We start from the raw sequence: 16,196 nt of genomic DNA, 5'->3' as shown, positions 1-16,196 counted from the left end.
CCTGTACGCCACGGCGCACCCTCCCCCTTGTCGAACGCCCTGCGCAGAAATAGCGGGCGATCTGCGGAAATCCTGCGAAGCAAGGCCATTGCCCCTTGCCGGATTGCCACGAGTGTGACTCAGGCCTCACCACGCGCCCCATAAACGCGAAAAGGACACCTCTGATGAGTGAACTGCTCGCTGCTGTGATCGAAGGGGGCAACCGCGCGTAGGCTCGTTCCCGGCGCATCCGGCCGGCCGCCGGGCCACCGGGTCACGGACGCGCCGGGCACGGCCGGCCCCACCCCATCGGCCGAAGAACTCAACGGAAGCGAGATTTCACCACCGTGACTGCTCTCACTCTCAGCACTTCCGGCGCGGCGGCGCTGCGCGCCGACGCCATCGTCGTCGGCGTGGCGAAGGGCGCTGGATCCAAGTCCGGGGCCCTGGTCGTCGCACCGGGCGCCGAGGCCGTGGACAAGGCGTTCGACGGAAAGCTCGCCACCGTCCTGGAGACCCTCGGCGCCTCGGGTGCCGAGGGCGAGGTGACCAAGCTGCCCGCCCCGTCGGGCTTCAAGTCCCCTGTCGTACTGGCTGTCGGCCTGGGCGCGGCCCTGGACAAGGACGACGCGTACAGCTCCGAGTCACTGCGCCGCGCGGCCGGTGCGGCCGCCCGCGCGCTGAACGGCTCCAAGAAGGCCGGCTTCGCCCTGCCCGTCGAGGCCGTCGAGGACGCCGCCGCGATCGCCGAGGGCGCGCTGCTCGGTGCGTACGCCTTCACCGCCTACCAGGGCGGCGAGACCGCCGGGAAGGCCGAGAAGTCCGGGGGCAACGGCGCGAAGCAGCCGCTCGCCGAGATCACCGTGCTCGGCGGCAAGCCGCGCGACAAGGCGTTCAAGGCCGCCGCGGAGCGCGCCCTGGCGCTGACCGAGGAGATCAACCGCGCCCGCGACCTGGTCAACACCCCGCCCAACGACCTCTACCCCGAGTCCTTCGCCGCCGTGGCCTCCGCCGCCGGCAAGGAGCACGGCCTCAAGGTGCAGGTGCTCGACGAGAAGTCGCTCGCCAAGGGCGGCTACGGCGGCATCCTCGGCGTCGGCCAGGGCTCGGAGCACGGTCCGCGCCTGGTCAAGCTCGCCTACACGCACCCCAAGGCGGAGAAGAGCCTGGCCTTCGTCGGCAAGGGCATCACCTACGACTCCGGCGGCATCTCGCTGAAGCCGGCCGGCCACAACGAGACGATGAAGTGCGACATGGCCGGCGCCGCCGCCGTGTTCGCCGCCGTCGTCACGGCCGCCCGCCTCGGCCTGAAGGTCAACGTCACCGGCTGGCTGGCGCTCGCGGAGAACATGCCGTCCGGCAGCGCCACCCGCCCCGGCGACGTGCTGCGCATGTACAGCGGCAAGACCGTCGAGGTGCTCAACACCGACGCCGAGGGCCGTCTCGTCCTGGCCGACGCCCTGACCCGCGCCTCCGAGGAGCGCCCGGACGCGATCGTCGACGTGGCGACGCTGACCGGCGCGATGGTGCTGGCGCTCGGCAGCCGCACCTTCGGCATCATGGGCAACGACGAGTCGTTCCGTACCGCGATCCACGAGATCGCGGAGGAGGCCGGCGAGCAGTCCTGGCCGATGCCGATGCCGGCCGAGCTGCGCAAGGGCATGGAGTCCGCGACGGCCGACATCGCCAACATGGGTGAGCGGATGGGCGGCGGCCTGGTCGCCGGTCTGTTCCTCCAGGAGTTCGTCGGCGAGGACATCGCGTGGGCGCACCTGGACATCGCGGGTCCCGCCTACAACGACGGCGGCCCGTTCGGCTACACCCCCAAGGGCGGCACCGGCTCCGCGATCCGCACCCTGGTGGCGCTCGCCGAGCGCACGGCCGCGGGCGACCTCGGCTGATCGGCGCGATTTCCTCGTAGGTACGGTCGTACGGTCCCGGGCACGTGCCCGGGACCGTACGCACGCAGGAATACCTACGTCCGATTTCGCCTTCAACGAAATCCGCACATCCGTACGCCCCAGTAACCCGAGCCGGGCGCTCCCGCGACCGTCTCGGACCCCGGCCCCGCGTCCCGCCGTCCGTCAACAAGTGCGAAGATGGGTTCTCGGCAGGACAGGGCCCCCACCACAGGGCCGAATAAAAGCGGCCGAACACCAGCCGCCGCCCGGTCGAAGACCGGCGACCGGCGCACATGCATGGAGGACGTGACGTGGCGAACGACGCCAGCACCGTTTTCGACCTAGTGATCCTCGGCGGTGGCAGCGGCGGTTACGCCGCGGCGCTGCGCGGAGCGCAGCTGGGCCTGGACGTCGCCCTGATCGAGAAGAACAAGCTCGGCGGCACCTGCCTGCACAACGGCTGCATCCCGACGAAGGCCCTGCTGCACGCGGGCGAGATCGCCGACCAGGCACGCGAGTCCGAGCAGTTCGGCATCAAGGCGACCTTCGACGGCGTCGACATGGCGGGCGTCCACAAGTACAAGGACGACGTCATCGCCGGCCTGTACAAGGGACTGCAGGGCCTGGTCGCCTCGCGCAAGGTGACGTACATCGAGGGCGAGGGCAGGCTCTCCTCCCCGACCTCCGTCGACGTGAACGGCCAGCGTGTCGAGGGCCGCCACGTCCTGCTGGCGACCGGCTCCGTGCCGAAGTCGCTGCCGGGCCTGGAGATCGACGGCAACCGCATCATCTCCTCGGACCACGCGCTGACGCTGGACCGCGTCCCGAAGTCGGCGATCGTGCTGGGCGGCGGCGTCATCGGCGTCGAGTTCGCCTCCGCGTGGAAGTCCTTCGGCACCGACGTCACCATCGTCGAGGGCCTCAAGCACCTCGTGCCGGTCGAGGACGAGAACAGCTCGAAGCTGCTGGAGCGCGCGTTCCGCAAGCGCGGCATCAACTTCTCGCTCGGCGCCTTCTTCGAGAAGGCCGAGTACACGAACGACGGCGTCAAGGTCACCCTCGCCAACGGCAAGGAGTTCGAGGCCGAGCTGCTGCTCGTCGCCATCGGCCGCGGCCCCGTGTCGCAGGGCCTGGGCTACGAGGAGCAGGGCGTCGCGATGGACCGCGGCTACGTCCTGGTCGACGAGTACATGCAGACCAACGTGCCCACCATCTCGGCCGTCGGTGACCTCGTCCCCACGCTCCAGCTCGCGCACGTCGGCTTCGCCGAGGGCATGCTGGTGGCGGAGCGGCTGGCCGGCCTGAAGACCGTACCGGTCGACTACGACGGTGTGCCGCGCGTGACGTACTGCCACCCCGAGGTCGCCTCCGTCGGTATCACCGAGGCCAAGGCCAAGGAGATCTACGGCGCGGACAAGGTCGTCGCACTGAAGTACAACCTCGCGGGCAACGGCAAGAGCAAGATCCTGAAGACCGCGGGCGAGATCAAGCTCGTCCAGGTCAAGGACGGTGCCGTGGTCGGCGTCCACATGGTCGGTGACCGTATGGGCGAGCAGGTCGGCGAGGCTCAGCTGATCTACAACTGGGAGGCGCTGCCGGCCGAGGTCGCGCAGCTCATCCACGCCCACCCGACGCAGAACGAGGCGATGGGCGAAGCCCACCTGGCCCTGGCCGGCAAGCCTCTTCACTCCCACGACTGATCCAGTCCGGGCGCGACGACCACTTCCGCAATTCGTAAGGAGCAACAGAAACCATGCCGGTTTCCGTAACCCTTCCGGCGCTCGGCGAGAGCGTCACCGAGGGCACTGTCACCCGTTGGCTCAAGGCCGAGGGCGAGCGCGTCGAGGCTGACGAGCCGCTGCTCGAGGTCTCGACCGACAAGGTCGACACCGAGATCCCGGCCCCCGCCGCCGGCATCCTCGCGTCCATCAAGGTCGCCGAGGACGAGACGGTGGAGGTCGGCGCAGAGCTGGCCGTCATCGACGACGGCACGGGTTCGCCCGAGGCCGCTCCCGCCCCGGCCGCCGCCGAGGCACCTGCCGAGGCCCCGGCCCCCGCCGCCGAGGCTCCGGCCGCCCAGCCCGAGGCCGCTCCGGCCCCCGCCGCCGAGGCTCCGGCCGGTGGCGCCTCCGGTACCGACGTCGTACTGCCCGCGCTGGGCGAGTCGGTCACCGAGGGCACCGTCACGCGCTGGCTGAAGGAGGTCGGCGAGGAGGTCGCGGAGGACGAGCCGCTGCTCGAGGTCTCGACCGACAAGGTCGACACCGAGATCCCCTCCCCGGCCGCGGGCACGCTGCTGGAAATCCTGGTCGGTGAGGACGAGACCGCCGAGGTCGGCGCGAAGCTCGCCGTCATCGGTGCCGCGGGCGCGGCCCCGGCCGCCGCCCCGGCGCAGGAGGCCCCGGCCCCCGCCGCCGCTCCGGCTCCCGAGCCGGCCGCCGCTCCGGCACCGGCCCCCGCGCCGACGCCGGCTCCGGCTCCCGCTCCGGTCCAGGCCGCTCCCGCCGCTGCCGCTCCGGCTCCCGCGGCTCCGGCCGCCGCCGCTCCGGCCGCCGCCGCTCCGGCCGCTCCCGCCCCCGCCGCCCCCTCCGCGGGCGACGCGGACGGTGCGTACGTGACCCCGCTGGTCCGTAAGCTCGCCGCCGAGAACAGCGTCGACCTGGGCTCGGTCAAGGGCACCGGTGTCGGTGGCCGTATCCGCAAGCAGGACGTCGTCGCCGCCGCGGAGGCCGCCAAGGCCGCCGCCGCTGCCCCGGCTCCGGCCGCCGCCGCCCCGGCCGCCGCTTCGAAGGCTCCGTCCCTCGAGGTGTCCCCGCTGCGTGGTCAGACGGTCAAGATGACCCGCATGCGCAAGGTCATCGGCGACAACATGATGAAGGCGCTGCACACGCAGGCCCAGCTGACCTCGGTCGTCGAGGTCGACATCACGAAGCTGATGAAGCTGCGGAACAAGGCGAAGGACGCGTTCGCCGCCCGCGAGGGCGTCAAGCTGTCCCCGATGCCGTTCTTCGTCAAGGCCGCGGCCCAGGCGCTGAAGGCCTACCCGGTCGTCAACGCCCGGATCAACGAGGACGAGGGCACGATCACCTACTTCGACACCGAGAACATCGGTATCGCGGTGGACGCCGAAAAGGGTCTGATGACCCCGGTCATCAAGGGTGCGGGCGACCTCAACCTCGCCGGTATCTCCAAGAAGACCGCCGAGCTGGCCGGCAAGGCCCGCTCCGGCAAGATCAGCCCGGACGAGATGTCCGGTGCGACGTTCACGATCAGCAACACCGGTTCGCGCGGTGCGCTGTTCGACACGGTCATCGTGCCGCCGAACCAGGTCGCCATCCTGGGCATCGGTGCCACCGTCAAGCGCCCGGTGGTCATCAACCACCCGGACCTCGGCGAGACCATCGCGATCCGTGACATGACCTACCTGGCTCTCTCCTACGACCACCGCCTGGTGGACGGCGCCGACGCGGCCCGCTACCTGACGGCCGTCAAGGCGATCCTGGAGGCCGGCGAGTTCGAGGTCGAGCTCGGCCTGTAACGCTCGTCTCACCAGCGTCTGCGCCCCCGTCCGGACTTATCCGGACGGGGGCGCCGCCGTATGGTCTAGAGGACCGAACACGGCTTGAAGGAGCGCTTCATGACCCCGCCCGTCGTCCACTCGCTGCGCGAGCAGATCCGCGAGCACATCGTGGAGGGGATCGTCAGCGGGCGCTGGAAGCCGGGTGAGCGGATCGTGGAGCGCCGGATCGCCACCGAGCTGGAGGTCAGCCAGACCCCGGTGCGGGAGGCGCTGCGCGAGCTGGAGTCCCTGCGCCTGATCGAGTCGGCGCCGAACAAGGGCGTACGGGTACGGAATCTCACGGCGGCCGACCTGGAGGAGAGCTATCCCGTACGGGCCGGCCTGGAGCAGATCGCGGCCGAGCTCGCGGCGTCGGCCCTGGCGGAGGACTGCTCGGCGCTGGAGCCGCACGTGGCGGCGCTGTACGAGGCGGACCGCACGGCGGACGGGACGGCGCAGGTGCGCCACACGGTCGGCTTTCACCGCGAGCTGGTCCGGGCCGCACACAACAGCGTCCTGCTGCACACGTGGGAGGGCCTGGGCATCGAGGTCTTCACGGCCCTGTCCATCCGCTGGCTGGGCACGGTCCAGAAGTCGTACGCCGAGGAGCACGAGGCGCTGGTGCAGGCGTTCCGCCGCCGCGACCCGGACATCGGCAGCCTGGTCAAGGCCCACGTCCTGGGCTGCGCGCCGAGGGCCTGACCGCCGCCGCGCGCGGGTGCGCCCGCGTGCCCCGCAGGGCTGTTCCCTACCCGCCCGCGCCCGAAATGCCGCATAAGGTCTCGGCACCCCGTGCCCCATTTCACGGCACGGAATGCCAATTTCGTTGTACGGAGAAGTTTTTCGCCCCCAGGCTTTGATCGATCATCGATCAGGGACTTACAGTCGACGGCGGGTCCACCGACCCCGTCGCCCTGTCCTGCCAGACAAGGCCCCCCTTTTCTCCACCCCCCTCCTGTCCGGAAGGCGGCCATCATGACCGACCCCGTAGGCATTTCTCCGAGTGAGCTCGACCAGCTCCCGGACCGTGACACCGAGGAGACCGCCGAATGGGCGGCCTCCCTCGACGCCGTCACCAAGGCCGCAGGCCCGCAGCGGGCGGCCTACCTGATGCGCCGCACGCTCCAGCACGCCGAAGGCGCCGGTGTCGCGCTGCCGAAGCTGCTGGAGACGGACTACGTCAACACCATCCCGACCTCCGCCGAGCCCGCCTTCGACGGCGACGAGGCGATGGAAGCCCGGATCACCGCCTGGAACCGCTGGAACGCCGCCGCCATGGTCACCCGCGGCTCCCGCTTCGGCGTCGGCGGCCACATCGCCACCTTCGCCTCCGCGGCCTGGCTGTACGAGACCGGCTTCAACCACTTCTTCCGTGGCAAGGAGGGGGACGGCTCCGGTGACCAGCTCTACATCCAGGGCCACGCCTCCCCCGGCATCTACGCCCGCGCCTTCCTCGACGGCCGCCTGAACGAGGGCCAGCTCGACCGCTTCCGCCAGGAGGCCGCCGGCGACGGACTGCCCTCGTACCCGCATCCGCGGCGGCTTCCCTGGATGTGGGAGTTCCCGACCGTGTCGATGGGCCTCGGGCCGCTCTCCGCGATCTACCAGGCGCGCTTCAACCGCTACCTGCAGAACCGCAGCATCAAGGACACGTCCAACTCCCACGTCTGGGCGTTCCTCGGTGACGGCGAGATGGACGAGCCCGAGTCGACCACCGCGATCACCCTCGCCGCCCGCGAGCAGCTCGACAACCTGACCTTCGTCATCAACTGCAACCTCCAGCGCCTCGACGGCCCGGTCCGCGCGAACTTCCGCGTCGTCCAGGAGCTGGAGGCCCAGTTCCGCGGTGCGGGCTGGAACGTCATCAAGACGCTGTGGGGCTCCGCCTGGGACGAGCTGTTCCAGCTGGACACCCAGGGCGCGCTGGTACGCCGGCTGCGCGCGGTGCCGGACGCGCAGTTCCAGACGTACGCGACTCGTGACGTGGCGTACATCCGCGAGCACTTCTTCGGCGCCGAGCCCGCGCTGGCCGAGCTGGGCAAGCTGCTCACCGACGCCAAGATCGCCGAGTGCTTCCACAGCTCCCGCGGCGGCCACGAGGCCCGCAAGGTGTACGCGGCGTACCGGGCGGCCGTGGAGTTCAAGGGCGCGCCGACGGTGATCCTCGCGCAGACCGTCAAGGGCTACACCCTCGGTGCGGGCTTCGAGTCGAAGAACGCCAACCACCAGATGAAGAAGCTCTCCGGCAAGGAGTTCCGCGCCATGCGGGACCTGCTGGAGCTGCCGATCCCGGACGCGAAGCTGGACGAGGAGCTCGTACCGTACGGGCACCCCGGCGCCGACTCCCCCGAGGTCCGCTACCTGCAGGAGCGCCGCGCCGCCCTCGGTGGCCCCGCCCCGGCCCGCCGGGTGCACGCGGTGGCCCTGCCCGAGCCCGCCGACCGCGCCTTCAGCGCGCTCCTCAAGGGATCGGGCAAGCAGGAGATGGCCACCACCATGGCCTTCGTACGCCTGGCCAAGGAGCTGATGCGGGACAAGGAGACGGGCAGGCGCTGGGTGCCGATCGTCCCCGACGAGGCCCGCACCTTCGGCATGGAGTCGCTGTTCCCGTCGGCCGGCATCTACTCGCCGCTGGGCCAGACGTACGAGCCGGTCGACCGCGACCAGCTCATGTACTACAAGGAAGCCAAGGACGGCCAGATCCTCAACGAGGGGATCACCGAGGCCGGCGCCATGGCCGACTTCATCGCCGCCTCGACGTCGTACGCGACGCACGGCGAACCGATGATCCCCTTCTACATCTTCTATTCGATGTTCGGCTGGCAGCGCACCGCCGACCAGATGTGGCAGCTCGGCGACCAGCTCGGCCGCGGCTTCATCGTGGGCGCCACCGCCGGCCGTACGACCCTGACGGGTGAGGGCCTCCAGCACGCGGACGGCCACTCGCACCTCATCGCGTCCACGAACCCGGCGTCGCTCAACTACGACCCGGCCTTCGCGTACGAGGTCGCCGTCATCGTCAAGGACGGTCTGCGCAGGATGTACGGCCCCGAGGCCGAGAACGTCTTCTACTACCTGACCGTGTACAACGAGCCGAAGCCGCAGCCCGCGATGCCGGAAGGCGTCGAGGAGGGCATCGTCAAGGGCCTCTACCGCTTCAAGGAGGCGGCGAACGCCACCGCCGAGACCCCGCGCGTCCAGCTGCTCGGCTCCGGCACGGCGATCCACTGGGCCCTGGAGGCGCAGGAACTGCTCGCCGCCGACTGGGACGTCGCGGCCGACGTCTGGTCCGCCACCTCCTGGGGCGAGCTGCGCCGCGACGCGCTGGAGTGCGACGAGGCGCTGCTGCGCGGCGAGTCCCGTACGCCGTACGTCACCCGCGCGCTCGAAGGCGCGCCGGGCCCCGTCCTCGCGGTGAGCGACTGGATGCGTCAGGTTCCGGACCAGATCAGCCAGTGGGTCGAGCAGGACTACTCCTCGCTCGGTACGGACGGCTTCGGCCTCTCGGACACCCGCGAGGCGGCCCGCCGCCACTTCGGCGTCGACGCCCAGTCGATCGTGGTCGCCGCCCTGGCCCAGCTCGCCCGCCGTGGCGAGGTGCCGGCCTCGGCGGTCAAGGAGGCGCGGGAGCGCTACGGCCTGTGAGGGGCTGAGTCCCGAACGCCGGACGGGCCGGATTCTCCCTGGCGGGAGGGTCCGGCCCGTCCGGCGTTCGGGGACCGGGTCCGGGAGGGAGCCGCAGTTGGGGGCCGCACGGCACAATGTCCGGCATGCGCGCAGCCCGGCTCATCAAGATGGTGCTTCTGCTCCAGTCCCGCCCCTCCATGACCGCCGGCGAACTCGCCCGGGAACTGGAGGTCTCCGAGCGGACCGTCACGCGGGACGCGCAAGCGCTTTCGGAGGCGGGTGTTCCGGTGTACGCCGACCGTGGCCGGAGCGGGGGCTACCGCCTGATCGGCGGCTACCGCACCCGGCTGACCGGCCTGGCCCGCAGTGAGGCCGAGGCGCTCTTCCTCTCCGGACTGCCGGGCGCGCTGCGGGAGATGGGTCTCGACGACGCGGCGTCGGCCGCCCGCCTGAAGGTTTCAGCGGCGCTGCTCCCGTCGCTCCGGGACGCTTCGGACACAGCCGCGCAGCGGTTCCATCTCGATGCGCCCGGCTGGTACCAGGAGCCCAAGACGCCCGAGCTGCTGCCGACGATCGCGGAGGCGGTCTGGGACGACCGGATGATCACGGGCCGCTACCGGCGCGGCCAGGACGGCGAGGTCGAGCGGGAACTGGCACCGTACGGCCTCGTGCTCAAGGCCGGGGTCTGGTACTTGTGCGCCCGCTCGGGCGACGATTTCCGGGTGTACCGGATCGACCGCTTCGCCGCGGTGGCCGTGTCCGAGGAGCGTTTCGTGCGGGACGAGAGCTTCGTACTGCCGGAGTTCTGGGAGGAGCGGGCGGCGGACTTCGCCCGCTCGATCCTGCGGTCCGAGGTGGTGGTGCGGCTGTCGGAGACGGGCGCGCGGCGGCTGCCGTACGCCGTGGACCGCGCCGCGGCGACGGAGGCGCTGGCCGTGGCCGGGCCGCCGGACGAGCTGGGGCGTATCACGGTGACCCTGCCGGTCGAGTCGTACGAGGTCGCCTTCGGCCAGCTCTTCTCCGTCGGGCCGGAGCTGGAGGTCCTGGGGCCGCCCGACCTCCGCGAACGCTTCGCGGAGGCGGCGGCCCGTACGGCACGGCTCTACGACTAGGCGTGCAGGCGGCGTTCAGCGGTAGTCGCTCGCCGGGGCATCCTTCCCGCCCTGCGAGACCTCCATGATGTACGGCCAGGCGTCCGGCCGGCTGCCGTCGGTGTCCGTGAAGCCGTACTCCTTCGCGAGCTGCCCGCTGGACAGCGACCGCCCGTTCCAGCGCGCCCGGTCCGGGTCTGCGGCGATGGCCACGACCGCCCGGCCGACGTACACCGGCGACTCGGCGATCACGAAGTCGGGGACCTTGGCGATCGCGTCGCGCCAGTTCTCCTCGGTGACACCGAAGGCGTCCAGCATTTCCTCCGAGCGCAGGAACCCCGGGGTGACACAGACCGCCGTGCCGCCGACGTCCGCCAGATCGTGCCCGAGGGCGAACGCCATCCGGATGGGCGCGTTCTTGGCGAGGTCGAAGTAGAAGTTCTCCCGGAAACGGGTGCGGTTGTACTCGTCCGTTCCGTCGGTCACCTCCACCACCAGGCCGCCACGGTTGCGCACCAGCAGGGGCAGCGCGAAGCTCAGCGTGATGGCGTGGGTCTTCACGCCGAGTTCCAGCATCCGCAGCCCGATGGCGAGTTCCGTGTCCCACATCTTCTTGCCGAACTCCAGCAGGTGCTCGCCGCCCCAGACGCTGTCCACGAGGATGTCCAGCCGTCCGTGCTCCCGGTCGATCCGCTCGACGAGCGCCCTGACCTGGTCCTGTTCGAGGTGGTCGGTGGGTACGGCGATGCCTTCGCCGCCCGCGTCGTTGATGAGTCCGGCCGTCTGCTCGATGGTCTCGCCGGGACGGCCGACCTCGCTGACGTGCTCGCGGGTGGTGCGCCCGGTGACGTACACCGTCGCTCCGGCCGCCCCCAGCTGCACGGCGATCGCCCGCCCCGCGCCCCTGGTCGCGCCGGCCACCAGCGCGATTCTGCCCTTGAGTGGTGCGTCCTGCTCGCTCATAGCTGCTCCTCGGGTGCCGCTGCTCCGTGCCGTGCATCACCACACTGGCACCCAAAGCCGACATCTTCTGTCGTGATTACCGCGCCGCGCCGCGCGCCCGGTAACGACACAGCCGCATCCGGGGTACTCCGCGTGCGCGGGCCTGTGGCAAGGCCGATGCTTGTCCCGTGATGGACGAGACGGAATTCTGGGAGATCATCGACCACACCCGCGAGGCCGCCGAGGGCGACCCCGAGGATCACGCCGACCTGCTGGTCGACGCGTTGCTCCAGCTGGACCCCGACTCCGTGCTCGACTTCGCCAGACACTTCGAGGCCCGATACAACCGCGCGTACCGCTGGGACCTGTGGGGCGCGGCTGCCGTGCTGCTGGGCGGCGCGAGCGACGACGCCTTCGACTACTTCCGCTGCTGGCTGATCGGCCAGGGCCGGGAGGTCTTCGAGGGCGCCCTGCACGACCCGGACAACCTGGCCGACCTCCTCGGCGACTTCGACGAGGAGGTCGATGGCGACGCCGAGGAGCTGGGGTACGCGGCGGACGAGGCGTACGAGCAGCTCACCGGCGCGGTCGCGCCGGACCTGGGCGTCCCGGCGCAGGCGCCGGAGCCGTACGGGGCGCCGTTCGACTTCGAGGACGAAGCGGCCCTGGCCGACCGGTTCCCCCGGCTGTGGGAGCGGTTCGGAGGGTAGCCCCGACGTCGGCGGGCCCCGCTCACGGGCGGGGTGCGGCTGCCGGCTCCCGGTCGCCGATCTCCTCGTGCCCGAGCGCGAGCAGGGCCACGTCGTCCTTGACGTTCTCCGCACTGCCCGCGAAGCGCACCAGGTCCTCGCGTACGGCCTCGTTGAGGGCCATCAGGTCGTCCTCCGGGACGGAGGCGGTCAGCGCGGGCAGCCGCTGTGCGAGCGGGTAGAAGGTGCCGGAGGCATCGCGCGCCTCCGTCACCCCGTCCGTGTGGGCGAGGACGCGGTCCCCTCGCTCCAGCGGTACGGAGGTCACCGCGACCGGCACGGTCCCGGCCAGGCCGAGCCCCAGGGGCGGCGCCGGGTCCAGGGTGATCTCACGCGCCGTCCCGCCCCGCAGCAGCAGGGGCGGCGGGTGGCCGCAACTGGCCACGCGCAGTACGGCTGCGTCGGCGGGGAACTCCAGCACCACGGCGGTGGCGAAGAGCTCAGCGTGCTCCACGGCGCGGGAGTCGACGACCAGCCGCCTGTCCAGCCGCGCCGCGACCCGCGCCAGGTCCTCCTCGTCCAGCACGGCCTCGCGGAAGGCGCCCAGCAGCGCGGCGACCGTCGCCACCGCCTCCAGACCGTGCCCCTGTACGTCGGCCACCAGCGCCCGTACGCCGTGCGGACCCTCGCGTACGTCGTAGAGGTCCCCTCCCACCAGCAGCCCACGCTGCGCGGACCGGTACAGGCCCGCGCACCGCACCTCGCCCACAGCGGTGGGCAGCGGCGGCAGAACGGCCAGCTGGGCGGCCTCCGCCACCGTGCGGACCGTCACCAGCTGTTGCTCGCGGCGGGTGCGGACCCAGGAGATGACCACGCTGAGCACGACGACCACCACCACCGCCAGCAGGTCGGGGGTCTCGACGTCCCAGATCCGGCGGCCGTACGGCAGGCTCAGCGTCAGGAGCGTGAGGCAGCCGAGCACCGCGACGCTGAGCGGGCCGTAGGCGAGGGCCGCCACCGGTGTCACGGCGACCACGAAGTAGCCCAGCTGGAGCGTCTGGGGCGTGACGATCTGCGCGACGGTGAGGAGTCCGAGGATGATCGCGGGCAGGGCTTTGAGCCAGCGCGGCTGCGGCGTTCCGCGCAGCCAGCCGGGGGCTTCTTCCGCGCCCCTGGCCCGCGCCGAACTCATCGGGCGAAGGGCCCGCGGCTCATCGCGCGGGTCGCTGACGTGGGCGGCATCGGGAGGTTCTTCATACCCCTCCCACTATGGCTCAGGGAGTCACCGCACGCCCGTCAGCCCAAGCCCGGTCCGCGCCCCATGAGCACGTCGTCGACGTACTTCCCGTGGAGGTGGAACTCGCCCGGCAGTACGCCCTCGACGACGAAACCCTCGGCCTCGTACAGCGCTCGCGCGGGCGCGTTGTGGCCGAGCACCCGCAGCGTGATGCGCACCGCTCCCTGGCGCCTCGCCGCCTCGAAGGACGCGCGCAGCAGGGCGCGTCCGATCCCGTGCCCGCGCGCCCGTTCCGCCACGGCCAGGCCCTGGATCTGCCGCACGTGCGCGTTGCTCGCCAGGGGGGTGGGCGGGACCAGCCGGATGTATCCGACGATCGCACCGTCCAGTTCGGCCACCAGGATGTCCTCGGGCCGGTGCCTTTCGTCGAAGAACGGGCCGTACGGGGGCTGTGGCCTCGGCTGTACGGAGTGCACCGGCGACCAGGTCTCCCGGTCGAGCGCGGCCAGCTCCTTCTCGTCGGCCGTCGTGGCGGGGCGTATCACGTGGGCGGGGGCGGGCTCCGGCATGGCCGCCACTGTGCCATCCGGTCCCGGCTGGCCGGAATGCGGGGCAGGATGGGCGGCATGCGGATTGCGGTCACCGGCTCGACCGGTCTCATCGGTACGGCGCTCGTGCGCTCGCTGCGCGCGGACGGACACGAGGTGCGCCGCGTGGTGCGGCGCCCGGCGCGCAGCCGGGAGGAGGTGACGTGGGACCCGAAGCGCCAGTACGTCGACGCCCACGCGCTCGCCGGGTGCGAGGCGGTCGTCCACCTGGCGGGGGCCGGCGTCGGCGACCACCGCTGGACCAGGACGTACAAGAAGGAGATCCGCGAGAGCCGCGTCCTCGGTACGGCCGCGATCGCCGAGGCCGTCGCTTCCCTGGAAGCCCCGCCGAGGGTTCTCGTGTGCGGTTCGGCCATCGGGTTCTACGGCGACACCGGGGAACGCGCGGTGGACGAGGAGGCACCGCCCGGGGACGGTTTCCTGCCGTCCGTGTGTGTGGACTGGGAGGAGGCCGCCGCTCCGGCGCAGGAGGCGGGCGTACGGACGGTGTTCGCCCGCACGGGACTTGTGGTGGCGCGCGAGGGCGGCGCCTGGGGAAGGCTGTTCCCGCTGTTCAAGGCGGGACTCGGCGGGCGGCTGGGGTCCGGCCGCCAGTACCAGAGCTACATCTCGATGCACGATCAGATCGCGGCGCTGCGCCACCTGATCGACACCGAGTCGCTCTCCGGTCCCGTGAACCTCACGGCGCCGCGGCCGGTCACCAACCGGGAGATGACGGAGGCGATGGGGCGGGTGCTCAAGCGGCCCACCCTCTGCACGGTGCCCGCGCCGGCGCTGCGGCTCGCCCTGGGTGAGTTCTCCGCCGACGTGCTGGGCAGCCAGCGGGTGCTGCCGCGGCAGTTGGAGGAGTCGGGCTTCTCGTTCGCGTTCCCGGGGATCGACGACACACTCCGGGCGGCGCTGGGCTGACCCGGCCGCACGGCGCTTCGCTGACCCGGCCGCACGGCGCCGCTTGACCGATTCTGATCGCATTCTGTCTGTCGTTCGACCATTGGTCTCCGGTTGTGCTCCGGTTGTGCTCCGATGCCCCGGTCGATGCGCGACTGTGCCCGCCCTGCGTCCGCTTCTACGCTGCAACCCGAACTCGGGTATTCCGTGAACCTGTTGAGGGCATGAGACCCGCACAGTCGCGCCGACCTCGGGGAGGGCCACGTGCTCACCACCGCACACCACGCGGACGTCGTCATAGTCGGGGCCGGGGTCGCCGGTCTCTCCGCAGCCCATCAACTGACCAGCGCCGGAGTAACAGTCGGCGTCCTGGAGGCCGCCCCTCACGTCGGCGGAAGGATGGCCACCGAGGAGGTCGACGGTTTCCGGCTCGACCGCATCGGCCAGGTCCTCAGCACCGCGTACCCGGAACTGCTCCGCACGCCGGGCCTCGAAGGGATCGCGCTGCGTACCTTCTCGCCCGGCGTCCTCGTGCACAGCGAGGGCCGTCGCTATCGCGCGGGGGAGGCCGGGAGCGCCCGCGGCGCACTCAGTGCCGCGCGCGCCCTGGCCGGCGCTCCCCGCCCGCCGTTCGGGGGCGCGCTCGACCAGGCCCGCCTCGGCGCGGCGCTCGGCCGGTTCGCGGCCACACCGGCGCACCGGCTGATGGCCCGCCCCGAACGGACCGCCGCCGAAGCCCTGTCCGGACGCGGACTGCCCTCCCGTACGGTCGACGGCTTCCTGCGCCCGCTGCTCTCGGCGCTGCTCAGCGACCCCGAACTCACCACCTCCAGCCGGTGCGCCGACCTCGCGTTGCGCGGCTTCGCGCGGGGCAGACTGTGCGTGCCCGAGGGCGGGGCCTCGGCGCTGCCCGAGCTGCTGGCGGCCACACTGCCGCCGGGAACGGTACGTACGGGAGTACGGGTGACCGCCGCTTCCACGACCTCGGTCACCACCGAGGAGCACGGCGAATTCGGCTGCCGTTCCCTGCTGTTGGCCACCGGCGCCCGTGCCGCCGCCGGACTGCTCCCCGGGCTGCGGGTGCCGCCCTTCCACCAGGTGACCGTCCTGCATCACGCCGCGCCCGCCTCTCCGCTCGCGGACCCCGCCCTGCTGCTGGACGCCGACCGGAGCGGCCCGGTCTCGCACACCGCCGTACTCAGCGAGGTCGACCCGTCGCGCGCGCCGCGCGGCCGGGCGCTGGTCTCCTCCACCGTCCTGGGCACGCCCCCGCCCGACACCGACCGTGCGGTACGCGCCCACCTGGCCCGGCTGTACGGCGTGTCCACGCGCGACTGGGAACTCCTCGCGGTCCACCACGACCGGGAGGCGGTCCCGGCCATGCCGGCGCCGCACGACCTGCGCCGTCCCGTACGGCTCCTTTCGGGCCTGTACGTGTGCGGCGACCACCGGGAGACGAGCACGGTTCAGGGCGCGCTCCACTCGGGCCGCCGGGCCGCGCACGACATCCTCCTCGACTTCGGCATCCAGCCCGGTTACGCGGCCGGTGCGCTGCGCGAGGCGGCCTGAGCGTCGCCGGCCCCGGACGGGCCGGATTCCCCTGCGGCGAGGTCGCGGGCGCGGCGGTCCAGGGCCGGGCAGGGTCCGCGCTCGGGATCGACCTCCTGGGCGGCTC

Annotated in this window: 12 protein-coding genes; 9 read left to right on the top strand and 3 right to left on the bottom strand. The window is 71.8% G+C overall.

Annotated features, from left to right (window positions below; all coding sequences use genetic code 11):
• Positions 1–326 precede the first annotated feature (326 nt).
• From ACWIHY_RS20260 to ACWIHY_RS20235, 6 genes are all read left to right on the top strand, one after another.
• Positions 327–1,880 (top strand): leucyl aminopeptidase, encoded by a 1,554-nt coding sequence (locus tag ACWIHY_RS20260; RefSeq protein WP_454377032.1) that lies wholly within the window; start codon positions 327–329, stop codon positions 1,878–1,880.
• A 311-nt stretch (positions 1,881–2,191) separates the two neighbouring features.
• Positions 2,192–3,580, top strand: a complete 1,389-nt coding sequence (gene lpdA / locus ACWIHY_RS20255) for a dihydrolipoyl dehydrogenase (RefSeq protein ID WP_454377031.1) — start codon at positions 2,192–2,194, stop codon at positions 3,578–3,580.
• Positions 3,581–3,633: 53 nt separating this feature from the next.
• A complete protein-coding gene (gene sucB, locus ACWIHY_RS20250) occupies positions 3,634–5,418 on the top strand; it encodes a 2-oxoglutarate dehydrogenase, E2 component, dihydrolipoamide succinyltransferase (RefSeq protein ID WP_454377030.1) in 1,785 nt (594 codons plus the stop codon).
• Positions 5,419–5,517: 99 nt separating this feature from the next.
• Positions 5,518–6,141: a GntR family transcriptional regulator gene (locus ACWIHY_RS20245; RefSeq protein ID WP_454377029.1), complete on the top strand. Its 624-nt coding sequence runs from the start codon at positions 5,518–5,520 to the stop codon at positions 6,139–6,141.
• Between the two features lie 273 nt (positions 6,142–6,414).
• Positions 6,415–9,084 (top strand): pyruvate dehydrogenase (acetyl-transferring), homodimeric type, encoded by a 2,670-nt coding sequence (aceE, locus tag ACWIHY_RS20240; protein WP_454377028.1) that lies wholly within the window; start codon positions 6,415–6,417, stop codon positions 9,082–9,084.
• A gap of 125 nt (positions 9,085–9,209) precedes the next feature.
• Complete coding sequence (locus ACWIHY_RS20235) at positions 9,210–10,178, top strand: helix-turn-helix transcriptional regulator (protein WP_454377027.1); 969 nt, start codon at positions 9,210–9,212, stop codon at positions 10,176–10,178.
• Positions 10,179–10,193: 15 nt separating this feature from the next.
• On the opposite strand, the gene ACWIHY_RS20230 is transcribed toward ACWIHY_RS20235, so the two are convergent.
• On the bottom strand, positions 10,194–11,120 hold the full coding sequence (locus tag ACWIHY_RS20230) for an SDR family oxidoreductase (protein ID WP_454377026.1): 927 nt from the start codon (positions 11,118–11,120) through the stop codon (positions 10,194–10,196).
• A 170-nt stretch (positions 11,121–11,290) separates the two neighbouring features.
• Here ACWIHY_RS20230 and ACWIHY_RS20225 point away from each other — a divergent pair, with 170 nt between their 5' ends.
• Positions 11,291–11,809, top strand: a complete 519-nt coding sequence (locus ACWIHY_RS20225; protein ID WP_454377206.1) for a DUF4240 domain-containing protein — start codon at positions 11,291–11,293, stop codon at positions 11,807–11,809.
• A 22-nt stretch (positions 11,810–11,831) separates the two neighbouring features.
• Here ACWIHY_RS20225 and ACWIHY_RS20220 read toward each other — a convergent pair whose 3' ends face one another.
• Together ACWIHY_RS20220 and ACWIHY_RS20215 are read right to left on the bottom strand one after the other, a co-directional pair.
• Positions 11,832–12,980 carry a PP2C family protein-serine/threonine phosphatase gene (locus tag ACWIHY_RS20220; RefSeq protein WP_454377025.1) on the bottom strand — a complete coding sequence of 383 codons (1,149 nt, stop codon included), beginning with the start codon at positions 12,978–12,980 and terminating at the stop codon, positions 11,832–11,834.
• 104 nt (positions 12,981–13,084) lie between these two features.
• Complete coding sequence (locus ACWIHY_RS20215) at positions 13,085–13,594, bottom strand: N-acetyltransferase family protein (RefSeq protein WP_454377024.1); 510 nt, start codon at positions 13,592–13,594, stop codon at positions 13,085–13,087.
• Positions 13,595–13,642: 48 nt separating this feature from the next.
• On the opposite strand from ACWIHY_RS20215, the gene ACWIHY_RS20210 reads away from it, so the two are divergent.
• Together ACWIHY_RS20210 and ACWIHY_RS20205 are read left to right on the top strand one after the other, a co-directional pair.
• Positions 13,643–14,542 (top strand): TIGR01777 family oxidoreductase, encoded by a 900-nt coding sequence (locus ACWIHY_RS20210; RefSeq protein ID WP_454377205.1) that lies wholly within the window; start codon positions 13,643–13,645, stop codon positions 14,540–14,542.
• A 243-nt stretch (positions 14,543–14,785) separates the two neighbouring features.
• Positions 14,786–16,090, top strand: coding sequence for an NAD(P)/FAD-dependent oxidoreductase (locus tag ACWIHY_RS20205; RefSeq protein ID WP_454377023.1), 1,305 nt, complete (start codon positions 14,786–14,788; stop codon positions 16,088–16,090).
• The last annotated feature ends 106 nt before the right edge of the window (positions 16,091–16,196 follow it).

Source organism: Streptomyces sp. NPDC055287, assembly GCF_053646035.1.
Note: the sequence above shows the minus strand (reverse complement) of the source record. Positions and strands in the feature narration are given on the sequence as shown.

Coding starts and splice junctions, on each gene's coding strand:
- ACWIHY_RS20215 (WP_454377024.1), bottom strand. CDS start 13,594: ATGCCGGAGCCCGCCCCCGCCCACGTGATACGCCCCGCCACGACGGCC.
- ACWIHY_RS20225 (WP_454377206.1), top strand. CDS start 11,291: ATGGACGAGACGGAATTCTGGGAGATCATCGACCACACCCGCGAGGCC.
- ACWIHY_RS20210 (WP_454377205.1), top strand. CDS start 13,643: ATGGGCGGCATGCGGATTGCGGTCACCGGCTCGACCGGTCTCATCGGT.
- aceE (WP_454377028.1), top strand. CDS start 6,415: ATGACCGACCCCGTAGGCATTTCTCCGAGTGAGCTCGACCAGCTCCCG.
- ACWIHY_RS20220 (WP_454377025.1), bottom strand. CDS start 12,980: ATGAGTTCGGCGCGGGCCAGGGGCGCGGAAGAAGCCCCCGGCTGGCTG.
- ACWIHY_RS20230 (WP_454377026.1), bottom strand. CDS start 11,120: ATGAGCGAGCAGGACGCACCACTCAAGGGCAGAATCGCGCTGGTGGCC.
- sucB (WP_454377030.1), top strand. CDS start 3,634: ATGCCGGTTTCCGTAACCCTTCCGGCGCTCGGCGAGAGCGTCACCGAG.
- ACWIHY_RS20235 (WP_454377027.1), top strand. CDS start 9,210: ATGCGCGCAGCCCGGCTCATCAAGATGGTGCTTCTGCTCCAGTCCCGC.
- ACWIHY_RS20245 (WP_454377029.1), top strand. CDS start 5,518: ATGACCCCGCCCGTCGTCCACTCGCTGCGCGAGCAGATCCGCGAGCAC.